At 61.9% G+C, this 21,403-nt stretch carries 26 protein-coding genes; 21 read left to right on the top strand and 5 right to left on the bottom strand.

The window, feature by feature from the left end; genetic code table 11:
* Nucleotides 1-32: 32 nt before the first annotated feature.
* The 19 genes from hisA (at nt 33) to fba (ending at nt 16,540) form a co-directional block, all read left to right on the top strand.
* Nucleotides 33-803, top strand: coding sequence for a 1-(5-phosphoribosyl)-5-[(5-phosphoribosylamino)methylideneamino]imidazole-4-carboxamide isomerase (hisA, locus tag KQ296_RS11475; protein WP_011933071.1), 771 nt, complete (start codon nt 33-35; stop codon nt 801-803).
* A 144-nt stretch (nt 804-947) separates the two neighbouring features.
* Nucleotides 948-1,325, top strand: coding sequence for a Fur family transcriptional regulator (locus KQ296_RS11470; RefSeq protein WP_255486381.1), 378 nt, complete (start codon nt 948-950; stop codon nt 1,323-1,325).
* 45 nt (nt 1,326-1,370) lie between these two features.
* A complete protein-coding gene (locus tag KQ296_RS11465) occupies nt 1,371-2,987 on the top strand; it encodes a DUF3685 domain-containing protein (protein ID WP_011933069.1) in 1,617 nt (538 codons plus the stop codon).
* Nucleotides 2,988-3,047: 60 nt separating this feature from the next.
* Nucleotides 3,048-3,584 carry a thylakoid membrane photosystem I accumulation factor gene (locus KQ296_RS11460; protein WP_011933068.1) on the top strand — a complete coding sequence of 179 codons (537 nt, stop codon included), beginning with the start codon at nt 3,048-3,050 and terminating at the stop codon, nt 3,582-3,584.
* Nucleotides 3,585-3,645: 61 nt separating this feature from the next.
* Complete coding sequence (locus tag KQ296_RS11455) at nt 3,646-4,812, top strand: hypothetical protein (RefSeq protein WP_011933067.1); 1,167 nt, start codon at nt 3,646-3,648, stop codon at nt 4,810-4,812.
* Nucleotides 4,813-4,863: 51 nt separating this feature from the next.
* Nucleotides 4,864-5,928: a hypothetical protein gene (locus KQ296_RS11450; RefSeq protein ID WP_011933066.1), complete on the top strand. Its 1,065-nt coding sequence runs from the start codon at nt 4,864-4,866 to the stop codon at nt 5,926-5,928.
* A 23-nt stretch (nt 5,929-5,951) separates the two neighbouring features.
* A complete protein-coding gene (gene ruvX / locus KQ296_RS11445) occupies nt 5,952-6,431 on the top strand; it encodes a Holliday junction resolvase RuvX (RefSeq protein ID WP_011933065.1) in 480 nt (159 codons plus the stop codon).
* Entirely contained in the window at nt 6,428-6,970 is a 543-nt protein-coding gene (locus tag KQ296_RS11440) for a DUF3727 domain-containing protein (protein ID WP_011933064.1), read from the top strand. The genes ruvX and KQ296_RS11440 overlap by 4 nt, the downstream gene beginning before the upstream one ends.
* Nucleotides 6,970-7,479: a YqeG family HAD IIIA-type phosphatase gene (locus tag KQ296_RS11435; RefSeq protein ID WP_011933063.1), complete on the top strand. Its 510-nt coding sequence runs from the start codon at nt 6,970-6,972 to the stop codon at nt 7,477-7,479. The genes KQ296_RS11440 and KQ296_RS11435 overlap by 1 nt, the downstream gene beginning before the upstream one ends.
* Nucleotides 7,476-8,591, top strand: coding sequence for a glutamate 5-kinase (gene proB / locus KQ296_RS11430; RefSeq protein ID WP_011933062.1), 1,116 nt, complete (start codon nt 7,476-7,478; stop codon nt 8,589-8,591). Before KQ296_RS11435 ends, proB begins: the two co-directional genes overlap by 4 nt.
* A gap of 4 nt (nt 8,592-8,595) precedes the next feature.
* Nucleotides 8,596-9,672, top strand: coding sequence for a UDP-3-O-(3-hydroxymyristoyl)glucosamine N-acyltransferase (lpxD, locus tag KQ296_RS11425; RefSeq protein WP_011933061.1), 1,077 nt, complete (start codon nt 8,596-8,598; stop codon nt 9,670-9,672).
* 29 nt (nt 9,673-9,701) lie between these two features.
* Entirely contained in the window at nt 9,702-10,775 is a 1,074-nt protein-coding gene (gene leuB / locus KQ296_RS11420; RefSeq protein ID WP_011933060.1) for a 3-isopropylmalate dehydrogenase, read from the top strand.
* Between the two features lie 75 nt (nt 10,776-10,850).
* A complete protein-coding gene (locus tag KQ296_RS11415; RefSeq protein ID WP_011933059.1) occupies nt 10,851-11,753 on the top strand; it encodes a phosphoribulokinase in 903 nt (300 codons plus the stop codon).
* A gap of 159 nt (nt 11,754-11,912) precedes the next feature.
* Nucleotides 11,913-12,140, top strand: a complete 228-nt coding sequence (locus KQ296_RS11410; RefSeq protein ID WP_259726499.1) for a hypothetical protein — start codon at nt 11,913-11,915, stop codon at nt 12,138-12,140.
* Nucleotides 12,141-12,145: 5 nt separating this feature from the next.
* On the top strand, nt 12,146-12,952 hold the full coding sequence (locus KQ296_RS11405) for an A24 family peptidase (RefSeq protein ID WP_041428479.1): 807 nt from the start codon (nt 12,146-12,148) through the stop codon (nt 12,950-12,952).
* A 36-nt stretch (nt 12,953-12,988) separates the two neighbouring features.
* The gene (gene accD, locus KQ296_RS11400; RefSeq protein ID WP_011933056.1) at nt 12,989-13,867 is read left to right on the top strand and encodes an acetyl-CoA carboxylase, carboxyltransferase subunit beta; all 879 of its coding nucleotides are present in this window, start codon (nt 12,989-12,991) and stop codon (nt 13,865-13,867) included.
* A complete protein-coding gene (locus KQ296_RS11395) occupies nt 13,867-14,262 on the top strand; it encodes a hypothetical protein (RefSeq protein ID WP_011933055.1) in 396 nt (131 codons plus the stop codon). The genes accD and KQ296_RS11395 overlap by 1 nt, the downstream gene beginning before the upstream one ends.
* A gap of 32 nt (nt 14,263-14,294) precedes the next feature.
* On the top strand, nt 14,295-15,380 hold the full coding sequence (locus KQ296_RS11390; protein ID WP_011933054.1) for a Gfo/Idh/MocA family protein: 1,086 nt from the start codon (nt 14,295-14,297) through the stop codon (nt 15,378-15,380).
* A gap of 86 nt (nt 15,381-15,466) precedes the next feature.
* Nucleotides 15,467-16,540 carry a class II fructose-bisphosphate aldolase gene (gene fba, locus KQ296_RS11385; protein WP_011933053.1) on the top strand — a complete coding sequence of 358 codons (1,074 nt, stop codon included), beginning with the start codon at nt 15,467-15,469 and terminating at the stop codon, nt 16,538-16,540.
* Between the two features lie 54 nt (nt 16,541-16,594).
* Here the strand turns inward: fba and KQ296_RS11380 are convergent, their stop codons facing one another.
* The 4 genes from KQ296_RS11380 to purS are packed head-to-tail and all read right to left on the bottom strand — an operon-like array spanning nt 16,595 to nt 19,620.
* Entirely contained in the window at nt 16,595-17,725 is a 1,131-nt protein-coding gene (locus KQ296_RS11380) for a CARDB domain-containing protein (protein WP_011933052.1), read from the bottom strand.
* 9 nt (nt 17,726-17,734) lie between these two features.
* Nucleotides 17,735-18,712, bottom strand: a complete 978-nt coding sequence (locus KQ296_RS11375; RefSeq protein WP_011933051.1) for an LD-carboxypeptidase — start codon at nt 18,710-18,712, stop codon at nt 17,735-17,737.
* A 3-nt stretch (nt 18,713-18,715) separates the two neighbouring features.
* A complete protein-coding gene (gene purQ / locus KQ296_RS11370; protein WP_011933050.1) occupies nt 18,716-19,369 on the bottom strand; it encodes a phosphoribosylformylglycinamidine synthase subunit PurQ in 654 nt (217 codons plus the stop codon).
* The gene (purS, locus tag KQ296_RS11365; RefSeq protein WP_011933049.1) at nt 19,366-19,620 is read right to left on the bottom strand and encodes a phosphoribosylformylglycinamidine synthase subunit PurS; all 255 of its coding nucleotides are present in this window, start codon (nt 19,618-19,620) and stop codon (nt 19,366-19,368) included. The genes purQ and purS overlap by 4 nt, the downstream gene beginning before the upstream one ends.
* A gap of 97 nt (nt 19,621-19,717) precedes the next feature.
* On the opposite strand from purS, the gene KQ296_RS11360 reads away from it, so the two are divergent.
* Complete coding sequence (locus KQ296_RS11360; RefSeq protein WP_011933048.1) at nt 19,718-20,065, top strand: hypothetical protein; 348 nt, start codon at nt 19,718-19,720, stop codon at nt 20,063-20,065.
* A 2-nt stretch (nt 20,066-20,067) separates the two neighbouring features.
* Here KQ296_RS11360 and KQ296_RS11355 read toward each other — a convergent pair whose 3' ends face one another.
* Nucleotides 20,068-20,772 (bottom strand): SDR family NAD(P)-dependent oxidoreductase, encoded by a 705-nt coding sequence (locus tag KQ296_RS11355; RefSeq protein WP_011933047.1) that lies wholly within the window; start codon nt 20,770-20,772, stop codon nt 20,068-20,070.
* A 30-nt stretch (nt 20,773-20,802) separates the two neighbouring features.
* On the opposite strand from KQ296_RS11355, the gene KQ296_RS11350 reads away from it, so the two are divergent.
* Nucleotides 20,803-21,351 (top strand): isoprenylcysteine carboxylmethyltransferase family protein, encoded by a 549-nt coding sequence (locus KQ296_RS11350; RefSeq protein ID WP_011933046.1) that lies wholly within the window; start codon nt 20,803-20,805, stop codon nt 21,349-21,351.
* The last annotated feature ends 52 nt before the right edge of the window (nt 21,352-21,403 follow it).

The raw sequence follows: 21,403 nt of genomic DNA, 5'->3' as shown, positions 1-21,403 counted from the left end.
ATGCAGGATGGGGGTTGTTTCCCCCGTCGACCATGCAGATCATTCCCGCCATCGATCTGCTGGGGGGCAGCTGCGTTCGTCTGCATCAAGGTGATTACGACAAGGTCACACGCTTCAGTGATGACCCTGTGGCCCAGGCCTTGCAATGGCAGGAGCAGGGAGCGGAGCGGTTGCATCTGGTCGATCTCGATGGAGCCCGCACAGGGGAACCCGCCAACGACAGCGCTATCCGTGCGATCACGTCCGCCCTCACGATTCCCGTGCAACTCGGTGGAGGTGTGCGCACGGCGGAGCGGGCGGACACCTTGCTGGCCTGTGGTCTCGACAGGGTGATCCTCGGCACCGTGGCGCTGGAGCAGCCCCAGCTGGTGGTGGAGCTGGCCGATCGCCATCCCGGACGGGTTGTGGTGGGAATCGATGCTCGCCACGGGAAGGTGGCCACCAAGGGATGGATCGAGGACAGCAACACGGAGGCCACCGCGCTGGCTCAGCGCTTCAGCGCCTCGGCCATCGCAGCGATCATCAGCACCGACATCAGTACCGACGGCACCTTGGAGGGACCGAACCTCCAGGCCCTGCGCGAGATGGCAGAAGCCAGTTCCGTCCCCGTGATTGCCTCCGGTGGGGTGGGATGCATGGGCGATCTCCTGGCCCTGCTCACGTTGGAGCCCCTCGGAGTCGAGGCCGTCATCGTTGGCCGTGCGCTCTACGACGGACGCATTGATCTGGGCGAAGCACGCAAAGCGCTGGCCGAAAGCCGGCTTCAAGACCCGCCATCAGACCTGCTGCAGGATTTCGCTTGACACGATGCGGCCTCCCCAGGAGGGATTTAATGTGAAGTGATTCCGACTACCGCTGTGGAGTCTGCTTTCGTGCCACCCCTCACTCAAGACGGAGGCAGACGCAGGAGCCTTCAGCAGGCATTCGAGCAGTGTCGAACGCTCGGCATGCGCTTGAGCCGGCAACGCCGCATGGTGCTGGATCTGCTCTGGAGCGAGGGCACCCATCTCAGTGCGAGGGATATTTTTGAAAAATTGAACCAGCGCGGTCGGAGCATTGGCCACACGTCGGTTTATCAAAATCTCGAGGCCTTGCAGAGCGCTGGAGTGATCGAATGTCTCGACCGTGCCAGTGGTCGTCTTTACGGCTATCGCAACGACCCCCACAGCCACATCACGTGCCTGGACAGCGGCGCGATTGAGGATCTCGACGTTGAACTTCCCCTCGACCTGCTTCAGGAGATTGAACAGCGCACCGGTTACACGATCGAGACCTACACGCTTCAGCTCAGTGGCCGGCGCGGAGGCGGCACTGGAGGATCCTGAGAAGGACCGTTACCTTGACGCCTGTAGGCAATCGAGCTGACCACTGTGAACGTTCAGGCCAGGGAGATTCTGCTTTTCGCTCCCGACCTTCTCGGTGAAAGCCTGGCTGCTGAACTTTCAACGGCTGAGCATCCCCTGAGCATCCGGCGCAGCAGCGAAGCTCTCGAAGGCCATCCTGATCTGGTGATTTGGTCGCTCCCCAGCCGCAGCCAGTCCTTGCTGCTTGATCGGGAGATTCTCCAGCTCCAACAACGCTGGACTCCAGCTCCGATCCTGCTCCTTCTTCCCTCGGATTTCAGCCGTGATCCCCGGGAGCTTTTGGCTTTGAACTGTGAGGGAATTCTTCAGGATCCCGATCTGGAGGGTTTGCGAACCGCCATCCATCGCCTGTTGCAGGGGGGCCGGGTGCTCACATTCGAATCCCGCGCTTCGGCGGCTGAGCATCCAGGCCAGCCTGTTGGTGTTGCCAGTTGGCTGCTGCTGAGCGGTCTGCAGCAGATCAGTGCCGATCTGCAGGTGATCGAAACCCTCTTGAATCCGCCACCCGACCAGTCGCTTTTGCGTTTGCTGCTCGAGGGACGCCGGCGGGAATTGCTCAGTGCACGCAATCTGCTGCTGTGGCTCTGGGGGCCTCTTCAAGTGGGGCTCGATGATGCCGTTTCCCTTTCAGAACCCAAAGAGAGCATCAGTCTCAGCCTGAGGGAACGCAACAGCGAAGCGGTGTGGGAGGCCATCCAAGACCGTTTACAAACAGCCGTCAGCGGAGGCCTGGGCAATGGCACCGGCCAATTGCTCGCGATCGAGGGTCTGCATCCAGAGCGTCGCCGCGACCTGCTCCTCGCCCTGCTCAAACAATTGCACGCCGTGCTGCTGCGCCTGCGCCAGGACGACCCTTCAGCCCCATCGGGCCAGCAGGACCTGAAAACGCGCTGGAATGCTCTGCAGCCAGAGGTCCGCGAGCAGGCATTGCGCAGCGTGGCAGGAAGCTACGTGCGCTTGCCGCTTGGCGATGCCATGCAACCGGTGGCCGATGAGCTGCTGCAACGCACCGACCTCTTGCGAGGCGATGAGGAACTTCCCGACCCCATGACCATGCTCGCGGCGTTGGTGCAGGACCAACCCGTTCTGGTCGACGGACAGCTGCTTCCCGCTGACGATCCCAGAGCCTTGCTTCAACTCGAAACGCTCATCAGCAACTGGCTCGTGCGCACAGCGGAATTGATCGGTGGCGAGTTGCTGGGTGTCTGCGGTGAGTGGCCTGAACTGCGCCGTTACCTGCTGGATCAAGCGTTGATTTCCACCCGCGAACTGGAGCGGCTGCGCAACCAGCTCAACAGCCAGTCCCGTTGGCAGGAGTGGATTGAACGACCGATCCGCCTGTATGAAAGTCGGCGATTGCTGTACAGACTGCACGCAGGCCAGATCGAACCCCTGCTGCTCACCGAAACAAGAGATGAGGAACTGAAAACGCTGCAATGGTGGCAACAGCAGGTCGCGCTTCTGGTCGAAGCGCGCGATGCCATCGCTCCTCAGGTGCAGAGTCTGGTGAAACGGTTCGGTGATCTGATGGTGGTCATTCTCACCCAGGTGGTCGGTCGCGCGATCGGGCTGATCGGCAGGGGCATTGCCCAGGGGATGGGGCGCAGCTTCGGGCGCAGCTGAGTGCAGAGCTGACGCCTTGCATAGAGAAGGGTTCAGAATGCTCGTCTTTCGTGCTGAACCATGGCTGGGTTTCTGCTTCGCTGCCTTTCGCTGGTTCTTGCTCTGGTTCTGATCGCCCTTCCTGGAGAGGCCGCCAGGGACACCGACAGTTACGACGGCAATATTTTTGCTCTGTACGCAGGCAACGGCTCTCTGGTTCCGCCGGCCACAACCCTGGCCGAATCCCAGGCAGCAGGCCGAACCAGCGTGCTGGTCTACTACCTCGATGACAGCAGCACCAGCAAGGTGTTCTCCTCATCCGTGTCGGAAATTCAGCGCCTCTGGGGCAACAGCGTGGACCTGCTTCCCCTCACCACCGATGCCCTGCAGGATCGCGGCGATCAAGGACAGACCGACCCTGCCCATTATTGGAAAGGGATCGTGCCTCAGGTGGTGGTGCTCGACGGCAGCGGATCCGTGCTTCTCGATTCCGTGGGACAGGTGCCGCTCGAAGAGATCAATGCAGCGATCAGTGCTGCGACCGGAATCCCCGCCCCCACAGGAGGAAGCACAACGCTGAGTTTCAACGAGCTCAACACCGAGGTGATCTCCCGCTGAGCTCTCGGCTCAGACGCCTTACGCTGCGCGCCATTGCTTCCGGTTCTGGACCGGCGATTCCATGGAATGCCTCCTGCTGATTCTCCTGCTGCTGGGGCTAGCAATCGCTTGGATCGAAGCACGGCATCGACTCTGGCCCGCGTCCCCCCTGGAGCTGCGCCAGAGCGACTGGTCTGCGACCCAGAACGGAGCATCTCTAGAAATGGAAGGGTGGCTGGACATCAGCAATCCTCACGGGCGCATGGAAGTGATGGTTCCGGAACTTGAGGTTCAGCCCACCCTGATCGGCAGTGCCGATCTGCGCGACATCGTGACCTCCACCCGGATCACACCGCACCATCCCGATGAAGAGACAAGGGCCGATGGCTATTGGCCGGCGTACATCGTGAAGGGTCACAAGAGCACCAGGGTGCACGTAGCGATCACCCTGAGCGGGACTGCACCGGCACCGGTTGGTGAGCGTGTGGACACGGTCTGGGTGGATGTGCACTGGGTGAACTACGGACCGTTCGGACGCTTGAGCCGTCGCCAGGGGGTGGCGGTGCCGCTGCGCCGACCAGCCGTGACGACGGCCGCTCAGGCTGAGTTCCGATCGGGGGATCAATGCTCGGTGCTGCCGTTGAAGACCCACCTGCTCGGACCTCTCGACGACTGCATCGAGGTCTTGCGTCACTACAGCGCTGATCTGCTTCAGAAGGGCGACATCCTCACGATCGGTGAAACACCGGTGGCCGTGATCCAGGGGCGTTATGCCCATCCCTCCACGATCAATCCGGGATGGCTGGCCCGCCTGCTCTGTCGCGTGTTTCACCCCACCAGCAGCCTGGCCACCGCCTGCGGGCTGCAGACCCTGATCAACCAGGTGGGGCCGACCCGGGTGTTGCTGGCCTGGCTGGTCGGTTCCCTGCTCAAACCGCTTGGCCAGCGGGGCTGGTTCTATCGGCTGGCTGGAGACCAGGCCCGCTTGATTGATGACATCACCGGTACGACGCCTCCTTACGACCAAACGATCGTTCTCGGACCCCAGGATCCGGAACAGCTTTGTGATCAAGCAGCGGCAGCCCTCGGCGTTTCCGTGGCCATCGTTGATGTGAATGATCTCGGACGCGTGAAGGTGCTGGCGTCGAGCCGTGGATGCGATGAAGACCTGCTTCAGCGCGCACTCAAACCGAATCCCGCTGGCAATGCCAACGAGCGCACCCCACTGGTGTTGGTCCGCCCTGCTTGAACACAAAGGGAGATCCGCGGCGATACATTTGGATGAAGCAGGAGGCCTGCGGTGGGACAGTCAGCGGGATTTCGGCTTCGGATCGAACCACTGAAGGCGGCTCACGTCACCAACTATCCCCAGGGTGGAGAGCACCAGGCAATGCTGCCGCCATCGACGCTTCAAACCCTGTTGGTGCAGAACTGGGTGAGTGGCTTGGGTGGATTGATTCGCTCGCCGCTCACCACCCGCACACTCCGGGTGCTGACGCTGCTTGAAACCGCCTCCAGCCAACAAGACCAACTCCTGGCGCTGGCGCTGCTGCGCCCCGGCAATCGCCGCTCAACCTGCTGGCAGCTCGATCTTCTTCAAGTGCGAACCCCTGAGCGTTTCAGCCGCTCACAGGCCCTGCAACTGCTAATCCAGGGTGCAATGAAGGATCCGGTCGCTCAATCGCCCAGCTGGTTGGTGCGCTGCGACCCCTTGGATCGCATCACGCTGGATGTCTTGCGTGAGTCTGGCTTTCAACCCTTGCTGCAACGCCGCATCTGGAGGGCCCCCGAGACGTCCTCAGCCCCTTCAGAGCAGCCATCCCTGGCATGCCCTGAAGGCATCCAATGGATGCCGGTCTCGCGCAGCAACGTGAAGCCGTTGCTCTCCCTTGAACAGAGCAGTATCAGTCCTCAACACCGCCAGATCATCGACAGGCAGTGGATTGACCTCCTGGATCGCCGGCAGGGATCGCTGGTGCTGATGGCAGGAGTCGATCGGGAACCGGTGGCCATCGCCGGGCTCCTCAACCGTCCTTGGGGGTTGGACGCATCCCGCTATGAATTCGTGCGCGCCCCCGCCTGGGATGCACGCATCAGTGCGGCGTTCAGTGCCATCCTCCAACGCTGGGGGATGCGAGGCCGGCCCCTTGAACTACTTGTGAATGAAGACGATCACAGCATGCAGGGCGAGTTGGAACGTCTCGGCTGGACATCGGGGGGATCGGAGCTTCTGCTGGGCCGCAGCCTCTGGCGGCGGGTGAGTCAACGGGAACCGGCGGGCCTTCGCTCCTTGGAAACCATGCTGGGCCATCTGCAACCGCAGCATCCACCCCTTCCCACCCCAACCCTGGCACCGAGGCGTTGAATCCCAGGCCCAAACCCCGCTCCATGCTCAGTCTCGACGTCGGACGACGCCGCATCGGTCTTGCTGGGTGCGACCCCCTGGGGCTGACGGTGTCATCGCTTCCGGCTCTGCACCGTGGCTCCCATGCGCAGAATCTGCAGCACCTGCGAAACCTTTGCCATCAGCGCAACGTGCAGGGACTGGTGGTGGGTCTTCCCCTCGATGATCAGGGACAGCGCACCGATCAGGCTCACCACTGCCATCGCTATGGGCAACGCATCGCCCGAGATCTCGGGCTTCCCCTTGCCTTTGTGAATGAACACAGCAGCAGCTGGGCGGCAGCGGAGCGCCACGGACTTCAGGGAGATCGCAGCGGACGACTCGACAGTGCCGCCGCCGCCTTGCTGCTGGAGCAGTGGCTCGCCGAGGGCCCGGATGTCGAACCGGTTAACGCGACACCCGATGAACGTGGCGGGAATGGGGTTGATGAAGGATCCTGTTCACATCCACACCCGTCCCCATGAGTTCAAGCGGCCCATCGTCTAGCGGTGAAGTTCCCACCGTTCTCGTGAAAGACAGCGAGGGACGCGACCTGCTCTGTTTCCTTGAGCAGCTCATCCCTCTTGATGGCAAGGACTATGCCCTGCTCACGCCGGTGGACACGCCGGTGTGCCTGTTCAAGCTCCGCGATGGCGACGATCCCCAGCTGATCGACAGCATCACCAGCAGCGAGCCAATTCTCTCGGTTGCTGATGTCGTGCTGCAGGAACATGACCTCACGCTGGTGCGTTCGGCCGTCACGCTCACCGTGAACGGGGAATTGGACGAACCCGAACCAGAGGACCCCGACGATGAAGAGGGAGACGACGAATCCGAGACCTATGAACTCTTGGTGAGTTTCCTTGTTGAGAATCAGGAATACGGGCTCTACATCCCCCTCGATCCCTTCTTCGTTGTTGCGCGCATGGACGACGGCTGTGCCGTTCTCGTGGAAGGAGAGGACTTCGACAGGATCCAGCCCAGAATCGAGGCTGAACTCGACGAGCGTGACCTCCCGGAGTGATGCAGCGTCATTGGTTGCGGCCCGACTGGGATCCCGGTCTCACCCTGGCCCACTTACCACTGGAACCATTGCTGGGGCGGGGGATCAAGGTGCTGCTCCTGGATGTGGATCGCACACTCCTTCCCGGAAAGGATGTGGTGCTCCCCCCGGCCATCCGCCGCTGGCTGGATGACGCCTCCCGGCAACTGCATCTGCACCTGGTCAGCAACAACCCCTCCAGACAAAGGGTGAAGGCGGTTGCCGATCAGATCGGGGTTGACTTCACCTGCGCAGCCTCCAAGCCGCGCAGGCGAGCCATGAGCCGAATCATCGAGCGGCTGCCGACCCCGCCCACCCAGATCGCCATGGTTGGCGATCGGGTCTTCACCGACGTCCTGGCAGGCAATCGTCTGGGGCTGTTCACGGTGCTCGTCAGGCCGCCGAATGCGGAGGGATTCCCCTGTCCGAACGATCGCGTTCAGCGCCTGGAACGCCGCCTGGCACGGCTGCTGGGGAGCGCCGCACGATGATGCTCAGGGTTGTGAAGGTCGGCACCAGCCTGCTCCGGGAACGTCCGAATGCCACAACGGGAGATGCGATCGCACGTCTGGCCAACAGCCTGGCGGAGAGCATTCACAACGGGGACCAGGTGGTTCTTGTGACCTCCGGGGCCGTGGGGCTGGGCTGTCAACGCCTGGGGATGCCCCACCGACCCACGAGCGTTTCTGGCCTGCAAGCCGCTGCAGCCATCGGCCAAGGCCATCTGATGAGCCTCTACGAGAAAGCCTTAGCGCAACGCTCGGTTCCGGTGGCCCAGGTGCTCTTGACGCGCTCAGATCTCGCTGATCGCCGGAGTTACCACAACGCCTCGGCAACCCTGCACCAACTGCTCCAGTGGGGTGTACTGCCGGTGGTGAATGAGAACGACACGGTGTCATCAGCCGAGCTGCGCTTCGGCGACAACGACACCTTGTCGGCGCTCGTGGCTGCGGCCGTGGGTGCCGATGAATTGATTCTGCTCACGGATGTGGACCGCCTCTACACCGCTGACCCCCGCAGTGACAGCGCAGCCACTCCGATCACCGATGTGCTGCATCCCTCGGAAATCGCCGAGCTGGAGGAGGGCGCCGGGGACGGCGGCCGCTGGGGAACCGGTGGGATGACCACCAAACTGGCAGCGGCACGCATCGCTACGGCCAGCGGCATCACCGTGCATCTCGGCGACGGACGCAACCCCGAGGGACTGCGGCAGATCCTCCAGGGGGGGCGGGGTGGCACGGTCTTCCATCCCCACCCCGAACCGCTGGGCAACCGCAAAAGCTGGTTGGTCCATGCCCTCCAGCCCACAGGAAGTCTGTCCATCGACAGTGGTGCCTGCAGGGCCGTGAGACAACGCGGTGCCTCCCTGCTTCTGGTGGGAATCACCGCTGTTGAGGGTCAGTTCAGCGCCAATCAGGCCGTGCGCGTGCTCGACCCCGATGGCCAGGAGATCGCCCGTGGGCTGACATCCATGGACAGTGAGCAACTCGCGTTTCGCCTGAACCAAACCTCCAAACCCGGCACCCTTGGAGGCTCCCCCGTGGTGATTCACCGTGACGCCATGGTGCTGATCACCCCTACGATCCGCCAGCCAGCCTCCTGAACCCATGCGATTCAGCCAATTGATCGCCGTGCTCAAGAACGGTGATGCAGGCGTTCTCTCCACGTCTGAAGGCCGGGACCCCGAGCTGCGGGGTGCTGCCTCCCTGGAGCGGGCGACGGCGGATCAACTCAGTTTTCTCGAAAAGGGAAACGCGCTCGTCGGCAGCCTGGAAAGCAGTGAAGCTGGCGCCGTCCTGATTCCCGATCAACAGGAGCTCAGGGAGCTCGCCGAGCGGCTTCAGCTGGCCTGGGCGGTGTGTGGTGACCCACGACTGGCCTTTGCCGAAGCCCTCGAACAACTGCACCCCAAACCCTCCCCCCAGGCGGGAATCCACGCCAGTGCGGTCATTGCCGACCGCGTGCAACTTGGCGCCGGTGTGAGCATCGGTGCGCGGGTTTGCATCGGCGATGACACCCGGATCGGTCCACGCACCGTGATCCATCCGGGGGTGGTGATCTACGGAAATGTGGACATTGGTGAGGGCTGCGAGCTCCATGCCAACGCTGTTCTCCATCCCGGAAGCCGAATCGGTGATCGCTGCGTGGTGCATTCCAATGCCGTGGTGGGATCCGAAGGCTTCGGCTTTGTGCCCACCGCCAAGGGGTGGCGCAAGATGCCCCAGACTGGCCTTGTCGTGCTGGAAGACGGCGTTGAAGTGGGCTGCGGCAGCACGATCGACCGGCCTTCCGTCGGTGAAACCCGGATCGGCAGCGGTACAAAGATCGACAACCTGGTGCAGATCGGCCACGGCGTGGTGACAGGCCGCGGCTGCGCCCTGGCTTCTCAGGTGGGGATCGCCGGTGGCGCCCAATTGGGCCATGGGGTCATCCTCGCCGGCCAGGTGGGCGTCGCCAACAGAGCTGTGATTGGCGATCGTGCCATCGCAAGCTCCAAAAGCGGGATCCATGGAGAAGTGGCCGCAGGCGAGGTGGTCAGCGGCTACCCAGCCATTCCCAACCGGCTCTGGTTGCGCTGCTCAGCAGCCTTCTCCAAGTTGCCTGAGATGGCGAAGCAGCTGCGCGAACTCAAGAAGCAAGTGTCTTCAGAAGCGACCGGAGGATCGATCGAAGCCGATCAGTAATCTCAGCACCATCCTTCTCGCCCGGCTCCATGACTCACCATCGCGTCGTCCTGCTTCCGGGTGATGGCATCGGCCCTGAAATCACAGCAGTGACTCGCCAGCTGCTCGACGTGGTGGCCGATCACCACGGCTTCCAGCTGGACTTTGATGACCAGTTGATCGGAGGGGCTGCGATCGATGCCACCGGCGAGCCTCTGCCCGACAAAACTCTGGACGCCTGCCGATCGGCGGATGCGGTGCTGATGGCGGCGATCGGCAGTCCGCGGTTTGACACGCTCCCGCGGGAGAAGAGACCTGAAAGCGGCCTTCTCGCCTTGCGGTCGGGGCTGAACCTGTTTGCCAATCTCCGGCCGGTGAAGATCGTGCCCGCCCTGATCGAAGCCAGCAGCCTGAAGGCCGAAGTGATTCAAGGTGTGGATCTGATGGTGGTGCGCGAACTCACCGGAGGCATCTACTTCGGTCAGCCCAAGGGGAGGGTCGAAGCCGACGGAGAGGAACGCGGTTTCAACACCATGACGTATTCGGCATCAGAGGTGGATCGCATTGCCAGGGTGGCGTTTGAACTGGCCAGGGAGCGAGGAGGGCGACTTTGCTCTGTGGACAAAGCCAATGTGTTGGATGTGAGCCAGCTGTGGCGCGATCGGGTGGATGCCATGGCCCCCTCCTACGCCGATGTGGAGGTGAGTCATCTTTATGTGGACAACGCAGCCATGCAGCTGGTGCGAGCACCTCGGCAGTTTGATGTGCTGCTCACCGGCAACCTGTTTGGCGACATCCTCAGTGACGAGGCCGCCATGCTCACCGGCTCCATCGGCATGCTCCCCTCAGCATCCCTGGGCAGCGATGGCCCGGGACTGTTTGAACCGGTGCATGGATCCGCTCCGGATATCGCCGGAGAAGACAAGGCCAATCCCATGGCCATGGTGTTGTCTGCGGCCATGATGCTTCGGATTGGTCTCAAGCAGAAAGCCGCCGCTGATGCCCTTGAACAGGCCGTCGACCGTGTGCTGGCCGGCGGTTTCCGCACCGGTGACCTGATGGCCGAGGGATGCACACCTCTGGGATGCCAGGCCATGGGCGAAGAGCTTCGTAAGGCGCTCTAAACACGTTGCGCCAACGAAAATTCGGTTTTGGCCCTTCGACCTGCCAAACTCGTCGGGCCAGATCTGCCTCCGTCGATGTCGAAGCGTCACCCTGTCGTGGCTGTTACTGGTTCCTCCGGCGCAGGAACCAGCACCGTGAAGCGTGCCTTCGAGCACATCTTCGCCCGTGAAAGCATCACCCCGGCTGTCGTTGAGGGTGACAGCTACCACCGCTTCGAGCGGATGGAGATGAAAAAGGCCATGGCAGAGGCTCTCTCCAAAGGAGAAAACTTCTCCCATTTCGGCCCTGAGGCCAACCTGTTCGACAAGCTCGAGGAGCTGTTCCGGGTTTACGGCGAAACCGGCGGCGGGCAGAAGCGCTACTACCTGCACAGCCCCGAAGAAGCAGCCGAACACAACGCCCGTCTCGGCGTCGAGCTCGACCCTGGCCAGTTCACCCCCTGGGAAGACATCCCCAGTGGAACCGACCTTCTCTTCTACGAAGGCCTCCACGGTGGCGTTCAGGGCGAGTCCTACGACGTGGCTGCCCTCGCCGACCTGCTGGTGGGTGTGGTGCCCATCACCAACTTGGAGTGGATCCAGAAAATCCACCGGGACAATGCCGAGCGCGGCTATTCCGCCGAAGCCATCGTGGACACCATCCTGCGCAGGATGCCTGATTACATCAATCACATCTGTCCGCAATTCAGCCGCACGGATATCAATTTCCAGCGGGTGCCCACGGTGGACACGTCCAACCCTTTCATCTGCAGAAACATTCCAACGCCAGATGAAAGCTTCGTGATCATCCACTTCCGCAAGGGAGCACGTGAAAAGTGGGGAATCGACTTCTCCTACCTTCTGAGCATGATTCACGACTCATTCATGTCGAGCCCCACCAGCATTGTGGTGAACGGCGGCAAGATGGGCTTCGCCATGGAACTCATCCTCACGCCAATCATCCACCGGATGATTGAGGAAAAGAAAAAGCTGGGCTGATTCTGCCCTGTTCCAGTCACGCTGAATCGATCTATCGTGGGTTCATCTGAACGATCAGGTGAACCCATTTCTTCGTATTCACCGTCCTTTGTGATTGCAGGTGCTGGGGGCAGCAACCCCGCACTGACACCACGCTGGGATCGAGTGGACAGCCGGCGCTTGATCGCCGTTGCGCGAAAGGTTTATTTCAAGCACCTGACCACGAATGGGTACAGCCTTGATCCCTTGGGTGTGGTGGTGAATGGTCAGCACGATGACGGTCGCGTGGTGTTCGAAATGCCGACCTTGCTGCCCGAGGAGCAATTCATCAGTGCTGAGCTGATTGGCCTCAGGCTCAAGCGCCCCAGGGTCACGAAGGATCGCGCGAGGGGGGGAGCGTTCTCGTGACGCTCATGCTGCTTGTCCTGGCCCTCTTCGGTGCCTGCATCGGCAGTTTCACCAACGTTGTGGTGTGGCGTCTGCCAAGGCAGGAATCACCGATTTGGCCAGGAAGTCATTGCCCGAGCTGCGGTCACCCCGTGCGTTGGCATGACAACGTTCCCGTTCTGGGTTGGTTGCTGTTGCGCGGCCGCTGTCGCGATTGCACAGCAGCGATCTCTGCCCGTTACCCAATCGTGGAAGCCTTCAGTGGCTTCCTGTGGCTCAGCGCCCTGATACCGGCACTTCGTAGCAGCAACACGCTGCTGATCACGCTGCTGATGGGGCTTGTGCTCGTGAGCCTCCTGCTGCCCCTGGTGCTGATCGATCTTGACCATTTGTGGTTGCCGGAGCCGATCTGCAGGGCAGGGGTGATCAGCGGTGTTCTTGCGACAGCCCTCCTGGCCTGGGGGGGTGGCAGCGAGCGCCCGGAATCGGTTCTCCTGAATCACCTGATCGCCAGCGCGGCCGGACTGCTGGTGATGGAGGGACTCAGCGCGCTAGCTGAACGACTTCTGGGCCAACCTGCCCTTGGTCTCGGTGACGCCAAGCTGGCTGCGATGGCTGGGGCCTGGCTCGGTCTGGGCGGCCTCGGGATCTCCATGGCTCTGGCTGTGTTCTCCGGTGCCGCGGTGGGGACACTGGGCCGCTGGACGGGCCGTCTCGGGCCCAGGCAACCCTTCCCCTTCGGTCCCTTCATCGCCTTTGGGATCTGGATGACATGGCTGATGGGTGCGCCGTGGTGGTGGCAACGCTGGCTTGCCCTGATGGGAGGAACCTGATGGGTCGTCTTAAATGGTTCCAGTGGAAGGCAATGCGTGTCGCTATTCGACTGGTTCGCTGATCGCCGCAAGGAACAGTCCGTCGTGAAGGTTGCCCAGGAGCCCGAAGAAGGCGACGGCCTCTGGAGCAAATGTCCTGAATGCGGCCAGGTGGTGTATCGCAAGGATCTGCTTGCCAATGCCAGTGTTTGCAGCAATTGCGGCCATCACCATCGGATCAACAGCGCAGAGCGCATCGCCCTGATTGCCGATGAAGGCAGTTTTGAAGCGATGGACGAAGCGTTGGCTCCCACCGATCCTCTCGGTTTCAAAGACCGTCGCGCCTATGCCGACCGGCTGCGTGAGACCCAGTCCGGAACGGGACTCCGCGATGGCGTGATCACGGGCATGTGCCGCGTGGATGGCATCCCCATGGCCCTGGCGGTGATGGATTTCCGCTTCATGGGCGGATCCATGGGATCCGTGGTGGGGGAGAAGCTGACGCGCCTGGTGGAACAGGCCACAGCCAAGCGCCTGCCGCTGCTGATCGTGTGCGCCTCAGGTGGAGCGCGCATGCAGGAGGGCATGCTCAGCCTGATGCAGATGGCCAAGATTTCAGGGGCTTTGGAGCGTCATCGCCAAGCCGGCGTGCTCTACATGCCCCTGCTTACCCACCCCACCACCGGAGGGGTGACCGCCAGTTTCGCCATGCTCGGTGATCTAATCCTGGCGGAACCGAAAGCCTTGATCGGCTTCGCTGGCCGCAGGGTGATCGAACAGACCCTGCGGGAAAAGTTGCCCGACAACTTCCAAACAGCTGAATACCTTCAGGACCATGGATTCGTGGACACGATCGTTCCTCGCACCCAGCTGAAGTCCACGCTTGCCAATCTGATGAAGCTGCATGGCTGCCTGCAGGGGAGTGCGGCAGTTTGATGAACCCGATCCCCCGTTTCACACCCTCCCGGTGGATCGTCGTTGTGGTCGTTCCACTCCTGCTGCTTCTGCTTGGCGGTCCCGTTCTGGCCGGCCCAGTGGATTGGCGCGAGGTTCCATCCAGCTCTGAAGGCCAGCAGTGGTGGGACGCCGGCAGTGTTCGGCGCACACGGGACGGCACCGTGTCCGTTCTCAGCCGCTACAGCCTGAGAACGGAGGACGAATCACCAGCCCTCGGCACCCTGGTCGTGATGGACATCGATTGCGACCAACGGCTCTATCGGGACACGCAGAAAAACGGTCTTCCCCGCTTCCAGGCCTCCTGGGAAGCGCCAGCTGACGACGATCTGATCAGCGAAGTGATCGACGCCGTGTGCAGCTCTGGATTGGCTTGATCCCATCGTGTTGTCTGACCCCCTGATCCTCCATGGCTTTGCGCTCTAGTCGAGAACCCATTGGTGTTGCCGTCGCCGGGCTCGGTTTCGGAGCCGCGGTTCACCTGCCCGCCCTCGAAGCGAATCCTGATCTCAAGTCCGTTGCGCTCTGGCACCCCCGCCGAGAGCGCCTTGATCAAGTGGTTGGTGACCAGGGTCTGAGGGGTTACGACGACTTCGATGCCCTGCTCGGAGATCCTGATGTGGAGGCTGTGATCATCGCCACGCCTCCTGGGCCTCGCTACGACCTCGCCCAGCGTGCTCTTGCCGCAGGAAAGCATCTGTTGCTTGAAAAGCCGGTTGCCTTGAATGCCGACCAGGTGGCTGACCTGCAACGCACAGCCTTGGCATCGGGCCTCTCGGTGGCTGTGGATTTCGAATATCGAGCTGTACCGCTCTTCCAGCAGGCAGAACGGCTTCTGAGCAGCGGCGCGATCGGCACACCCTGGCTGGCAAAGCTGGATTGGCTGATGAGCAGCCGAGCCAATCCCCAGCGCCCTTGGAACTGGTACGCCAAAACCGATGAAGGCGGCGGTGTACTGGGTGCACTCGGAACCCATGCCTTCGACATGCTGGCCTGGCTGATCGGCCCGGTTCAGACCCTGCAATCCATCACGCAAACCGCCATCGCCCACAGGCCGGATGCCAGCGGCGAATTCCAGGCCGTGACCGCCGAAGACATCGCCCTGATCAACACCACCCTCACAACCCATCAGGGAGCACCACTGGCCGCCCAGGTGGCCCTGGCATCGGTGGCGCGCAATGGCAGGGGGTGCTGGCTGGAGGTCTACGGATCAGAGGGAAGTTTGAAGCTGGGCAGTGAAAACCAGAAGGACTATGTGCATGGGTTCTCCCTCACCCTTCAGCGGGACGGCGAGCCAGCTCGCAGCATTCAGGCGGATGAGGAGTTCCGCTTTGCGACAACGTGGAGCGATGGTCGTGTGGCCCCAGTCGCCCGGCTGCAGGGTTGGTGGGCCGAAAGCATCCGCAGCGGCCGGCCGATGGTGCCTGGTCTGCTGGAAGGGCTGGCCAGTCAGAAGGCCTGCGACCGCTGCCTCGCGATGGCCTTGGAGCCATGATTGAGGGGAGACAGGAATCCTGGGGTTAGATCCGGTAGATTCGCCCCCATTCGTCTTAAAGACGTTCCACTTCGAGGATCTTTCCCATGGCGCTCGTTCCGCTTCGGCTCCTGCTCGACCACGCCGCTGAGAACGGCTACGGCATCCCTGCGTTCAACGTGAACAACCTGGAGCAGGTTCAGGCCATCATGGAAGCGGCTGATGAGACCGACAGCCCCGTGATCCTCCAGGCCTCCCGCGGCGCCCGTAACTACGCCGGTGAGATCTTCCTGCGTCACCTGATCCTGGCCGCGACCGAGACCTATCCCCACATCCCCGTGGTGATGCACCAGGACCACGGCAACGCTCCTGACACCTGCTACTCCGCTGCCATCAACGGCTTCACCTCCGTGATGATGGACGGCTCCCTGGAAGCCGACGCCAAAACCCCTGCCAGCTACGAGTACAACGTGGCTGTTACCAAGCAAGTGGTGAATTTCGCCCACTCCGTGGGTGTGAGCGTTGAGGGTGAGCTGGGCTGCCTGGGCTCCCTGGAAACCGGTAAGGGCGAAGCCGAGGACGGCCACGGCTTCGAAGGTGAGCTGTCCAAGGACATGCTGCTCACCGATCCTGCTGAAGCCGCTGACTTCGTTGCCAAGACCAAGTGCGACGCCCTGGCCATCGCCATCGGCACCAGCCACGGCGCTTACAAGTTCACCCGCAAGCCCACCGGTGAAGTGCTGGCCATCAGCCGCATTGCTGAGATCCACAAAGCCATCCCCAACACCCACCTGGTGATGCACGGCTCCTCCTCCGTTCCCCAGGAATGGCTGGAAATGATCAACAAGCACGGTGGTTCCATCCCTGAGACCTACGGCGTTCCCGTCGAAGAGATCCAGGAAGGCATCCGCAATGGTGTGCGCAAGGTGAACATCGACACCGACAACCGTCTGGCCTTCACCGCTGCTGTTCGCGAAGCAGCCATGGCTGATCCCGCCAACTTCGATCCCCGCCACTTCAACAAGCCGGCTCGCAAGTACATGAAGCAGGTGTGCCTCGACCGCTACCAGCAGTTCTGGGCCGCCGGCAACGCCAGCAAGATCAAGCAAGCCAGCATCACCCACTACGCCGGCCTCTACGCCAAAGGCGCTCTCGATCCCAAGGCTGCCGTCGCTGCCTGATCATTTCGATCAATTGATCCATCCACAGGGGCCGCAAGGCCCCTTTTTTTGTGGTTAAGCAATCACCACATCCAGGTCCATCCGATTGTTGGTCCTGCATTCGTCAGCTTCAATCACCATCTGTTCGGGGTCAGCGATCACAGAGATCCGGTGATCACCCACAGGCAGATCCAGGGGCATCGTGAAGTCCTCGCCTTCAGCGGCTTTGAGCCAAGGGATGCGCACGTAGCGATGGTTGCTGTAGCGGTCATCGATCACAACAGCGACCCCTACATCACTGACATCCATGCTGCCGATATTGCTGACACGGAATCGGAGTTCACCCTCTCTGAAGGCGAGGTGCTGAATGGCCAGATCGCTGGCCAGAGAGGTGATGCTGCGCAGCGGGTAAAGCCAAAGACTGTCCAGGCGCTCCAAGCGCGTTGACGGATGTTCATGGTGGAGATGACCACCAAAGGCCAGGTCGGTGCTGCAGCCATGCAGATGCAGATGGGCACCCGGCTGTGGCACGGTCACCCGTCCCTGTTCCGGCTCCGTATCGAAGAATCCGCAGCAATCCCAGTGCATGGAGCGGCCGAAATAGCGGATCGGATCGTCCGTGTTGCCCGGGTCTGGGGGCAGTGGAGCGAGCCGGTAATGCTGCAGCATGTCGTAGATGCTGAGGCCCGCAGCAGTGGTTCCAGCCTCACTCGTGGCGATTCCAAGGTTTCTGCGCTGCTGTCCCATGCAGAGCTTGGAGGCCACGGTGATCACGAGTTCATGCCAGTGGGCGATCAAACGCACCCCATAGATCGGTGCGCTTTCCAAGTTGCCAAGACGCTGTCCATGGGCGATGGCTTGCTGCACCAGGGCTTGCAGCGGTCGGCCCTGCGGATCTCCGAGGGCTGCGAGGTCGGCGGGTCGTCGCAGAGCCGTGGCATCACCGGTGAAGCACACATAGGGGAAATGGCCGCTGCCATCACCAGACGTGAGCCTGCGGATGCTGCCGTCATGGGCGACGCAGCGCCAGATGGCGGACTGCTGATCGCCATCGCGCAGGAACGTCAGTTCTCCATTGTCGACACTCGTGGTTGTGCCCAGACCCAGCACATCACCGTCGAGCGGGATGCGCTCGAAAGGCAGATGTTCGCGGACATCGCCAAGGATCAGATCACAGACACTGTTGGCAATAGTGAGGTCGGCCATGGTGGTGTGTCAGCGAAGAAGTTGCAGGGTGCCGTCGTTCCCGTTGAGCTGTGCCTTCACGCCAAGAGGCAGGGATTGGTTGGGTAATCCATGGCCTAAGGGCAGATCGAGCAGTAGGGGGACGCCGAGATCACCGAGCCTCTCCTCGAGAATCCCAGCCATCGAAAAATCACCGGGAAGGATGTCGTCCTCCTTCCAGCTGAAACGACCGCAAGCCACACCCGCAACGCTGTTCAACAGCCCTGCACTGCGCCACTGCGTCAACATCCGGTCTACGCGGTAGGGAGCTTCGCCGACATCCTCCAGCACCAACACAGATCCCTGAAGGGACGGAAACCAAGGGGTGCCGATCAGGTGCGTGGCCACCGTGAGATTGCTCACCACCAGGGGACCCTGAACGATGCCGGCGCGCAGCGCACGCCCCTGCAGTGGTGCTGTCGGCGCACCGTTCAGAAGCGACACTGTGCGTGACCACTGCTCCTCCGGTCCACCGGTGGAGCCATGAATGGCGCCAAGAAGACCGGCGTTCCACTGCGCTAGCAGCAGGGCGCTGCTGTCGGAAAAACCCAGCGACCAAAAGGATCGTTTCGGAAACTGAACACCCGCTTCCAACACCCTGGCCGCTCCCCAGCCGCCCCCCACGTACAACACCCCGTCCAGCGTGGGATCGTTCCAGGCCTGCTCAATCACTTGGCATCGCTGAGCGTCAGGTGCAGAAAACCACTGCCACTGACCACGCACATGCTCCGGAACCTCCAGGATCCACCCCTGGGCCTCACAGCGTTGAACGAGGGGATTGAAATCCGTGTCTGGATCCATCCAGGTTCCTGGATTGAGAGCGCGCAAGCGTGAGCCTTTTCTGAGCGGTCGCGGAGCTTGAAGCGCTCGGGAGGTTTGGCGTGCCCTCCCCTCTCCAGGCCAGAGTGAGGCCATCGCCCCGGAACCGACCGCAAGCGAAGCCAGCTCCAGCAGCGATCGACGGCGCATGACCTAGGAGAGCAGAGCCTCCAGGATCGCGCGACCAGATGTGCTCCCGGTCACCGGATCACAGGCACGCTCCGGATGGGGCATCAGACCCAGCACGTTGCCCTGGGCGTTGGTGATGCCGGCGATGTCGGCAACAGACCCATTGGGATTACGGCAGTAGCGCAGGGCAATGGCGTCATCGTCCTGCAGCTTTTTAAGGGTGTCGTCACTGCACTGAAAACGGCCCTCCCCGTGAGCGATCGGCAGGGAGAACTGGTCGTCGCGTGCGCAGGTCGCCAGCCAAGGGCTGCGATCACTGACGACCGCCAGAGGGGTGGACTCGCAGATGAAATGGAGATGACGATTGCGTGTGAGGGCGCCAGGGAGCAGACCGAGTTCCGTCAGCACCTGAAATCCATTGCAGATTCCCAGCACACGGCCGCCATCGGCCGCGAAACGTTTCAAGGAGTCGAGCACGGGTGCAAAGCGGGCGATGGCGCCGCAACGCAAGTAGTCGCCGTAGCTGAATCCCCCCGGCAGCACGACGGCGTCCAAGCCGCTGAGATCCCGATCTTCATGCCAGAGGTACCGGGTCGGAAGACCGAGACACCCTTCTGTGGCCCAGCGAACATCGCGGTCACAGTTTGATCCTGGGAAAACGACAACCCCGATGGTCATGACTGCGAGAGCTCCAGAGTCCAGTTCTCGATCACAGGATTGGCCAGAAGACGATCGCTGAGCAGTTCAACCCGGCGCCGCGCTTCGGCCTCGTCAGGTGCTTCCAATTCAAGTTCCACAGCCTTGCCGATGCGGAGATGGGCAATTCCATCCACACCAAGACGCTGGGCAGCGGCACTGGCTGCCTCTCCTGCAGGATCGAGGACCGATGGGCGCAGTTGCACCAGAACGCGGGCTTGAAAACGCGGCACGAGCTCTGAACGGGAATTGTTAAATCTTGACAGGCCAGGGGTCCGCTCAATCGCGGCCGACTGCACGTTGAAGACAGTGCGTTGAAACCGACAACGTGTGACTGGCACCAGCCTTGCTGTTCTTCGATCCGTCGCTCTGCTGATGGTCTCAGTGGCAGCCTTGGGCGATCCGGCGCGAGCTGAATCGACTGCGGCCATCTCCATGGAATGCCGCCATGCCCATCAGGTGTGGTCTCCGTGCAACGTCGTGAGTGAACAACCGGGGGCACGCTGGGAGCTGGCGTTCAACGATCAGATCGTGCGGTTTCAGCACGACGGCAGCGGCACGATCGAGATGCAAATTGGCGAGCAAAGCGCTTGGACCAAGGTGCAGGGGCGCTGGACCCCCGATGGTTCGCTCTGCTGGAACACGGTCTGCGCCCGCGGCAACATCCCGCTCGATTGAGGTCAGCTTTCCAATGTGGGATTCAGCGCGAGTTCAAAGGGCACAGCGGATGCCGGCAGCTTGAGCAGTTGGGCGCAGAGGGATGCAATGTCGTCTGGCTGGGTCATCAACTCCGGTGCCAGAGGACTGATTCCTCTGGCCATCTCAGTGTTCACCCAGCCTGGGCAAATGGCGGTCACGCGAATTCCCTTGTCCCAACCTTCGTTGCGCATCGCCTGGCAGAGGCCCATCAAGGCGAACTTGCTGGCGGAATAACCCGCCAACTTGCCCTTGCAACGTTTTCCGCTCATGGAGACCAGAACCTGAATCCGTCCTGCCTGGGACGCCACAAGTGCTGACCAGGCAGCTCGCGTTAGCAGCCAGGGCGCTTTCACATTCACACGCCAAAGTTCATCGGGCTCATCGCTCTGCGCATCCCCAAACAACAAGGGGGTGCTTCTGAGGATTCCGGCGCAATGGATCAGCGTGTCGAGTGATCCATACGCCTGCTGAACCGCCTGCACAGCGCGCTCGGCAGCGTCTGGATCCCTGGCGTCGTAGCGACAAAGCGAGAGGGCATCCCCATGGAGTCGGGGATCCAGAGCGGTGTCGCGTAGGCCGTCCGGGTCGCGGACAGCCAAGCAGAGGCGATGTCCCTGGGACAGCAGCAAGGTGGCGATCGACCGGCCGATGCCTCGACTCGCACCTGTGATCAGAACCGTTCGCATAGTGGGGGGGACGTCGAGGAAGCAAACCCCATGGAGGACTGGAAACAAGCGTTCCAAGGCTGGAATCTGAGCTGGTCAAGCCTGTTCAGCAATCAGCAGGGGGAGTGGTGGCTGGTGGCCCAGCTGCTGCTGATCGTGGGGCATTTAGCGCCGGCTTGGCCGGCCCCTGACTCCCTCGGGGTCCATTGGCCAGCGGTGATGACCCTCAGTGGGCTGATCATCCTCGCTGGGGGACTGGGATTGGCGGTTCAGGGATTCCGTGCCCTAGGACCCAGTCTCTCGCCGCTTCCAGAACCAAAACAGGGGGCCGCACTGGTGACCACAGGCGTTTATGCCCAATGCCGCCATCCTCTTTACCGAGCTGTTTTGGTGTGTTCCTTGGGAGTGACCCTCGCCTGGGGAAGTCTTTTGCACATGGCTCTGTTTGTCGCACTGGTGGCTGTCCTCACGGGGAAAGCACACCGGGAAGAGCGTCAATTGCTCCAGTGCTGCCCCAACTACGCGCACTACATGACAACCACAGCGGCGATCGTGGCGCACGTCCCAGGCCTCGACTGGCGGGCACCAAGGTCCGGCTGACAAACCGTTTATTCATTCCTGAGCCGATAATGTTTGCCCGTAGGACAGGGTC

The sequence above is a fragment of the Synechococcus sp. CS-197 genome, assembly GCF_025128215.1.
Classification (GTDB): Bacteria; Cyanobacteriota; Cyanobacteriia; order PCC-6307; family Cyanobiaceae; genus Synechococcus_C.
The sequence above is the reverse complement of the archived record's forward strand: the minus strand, read 5'-3'. Positions and strand labels throughout refer to the sequence as shown.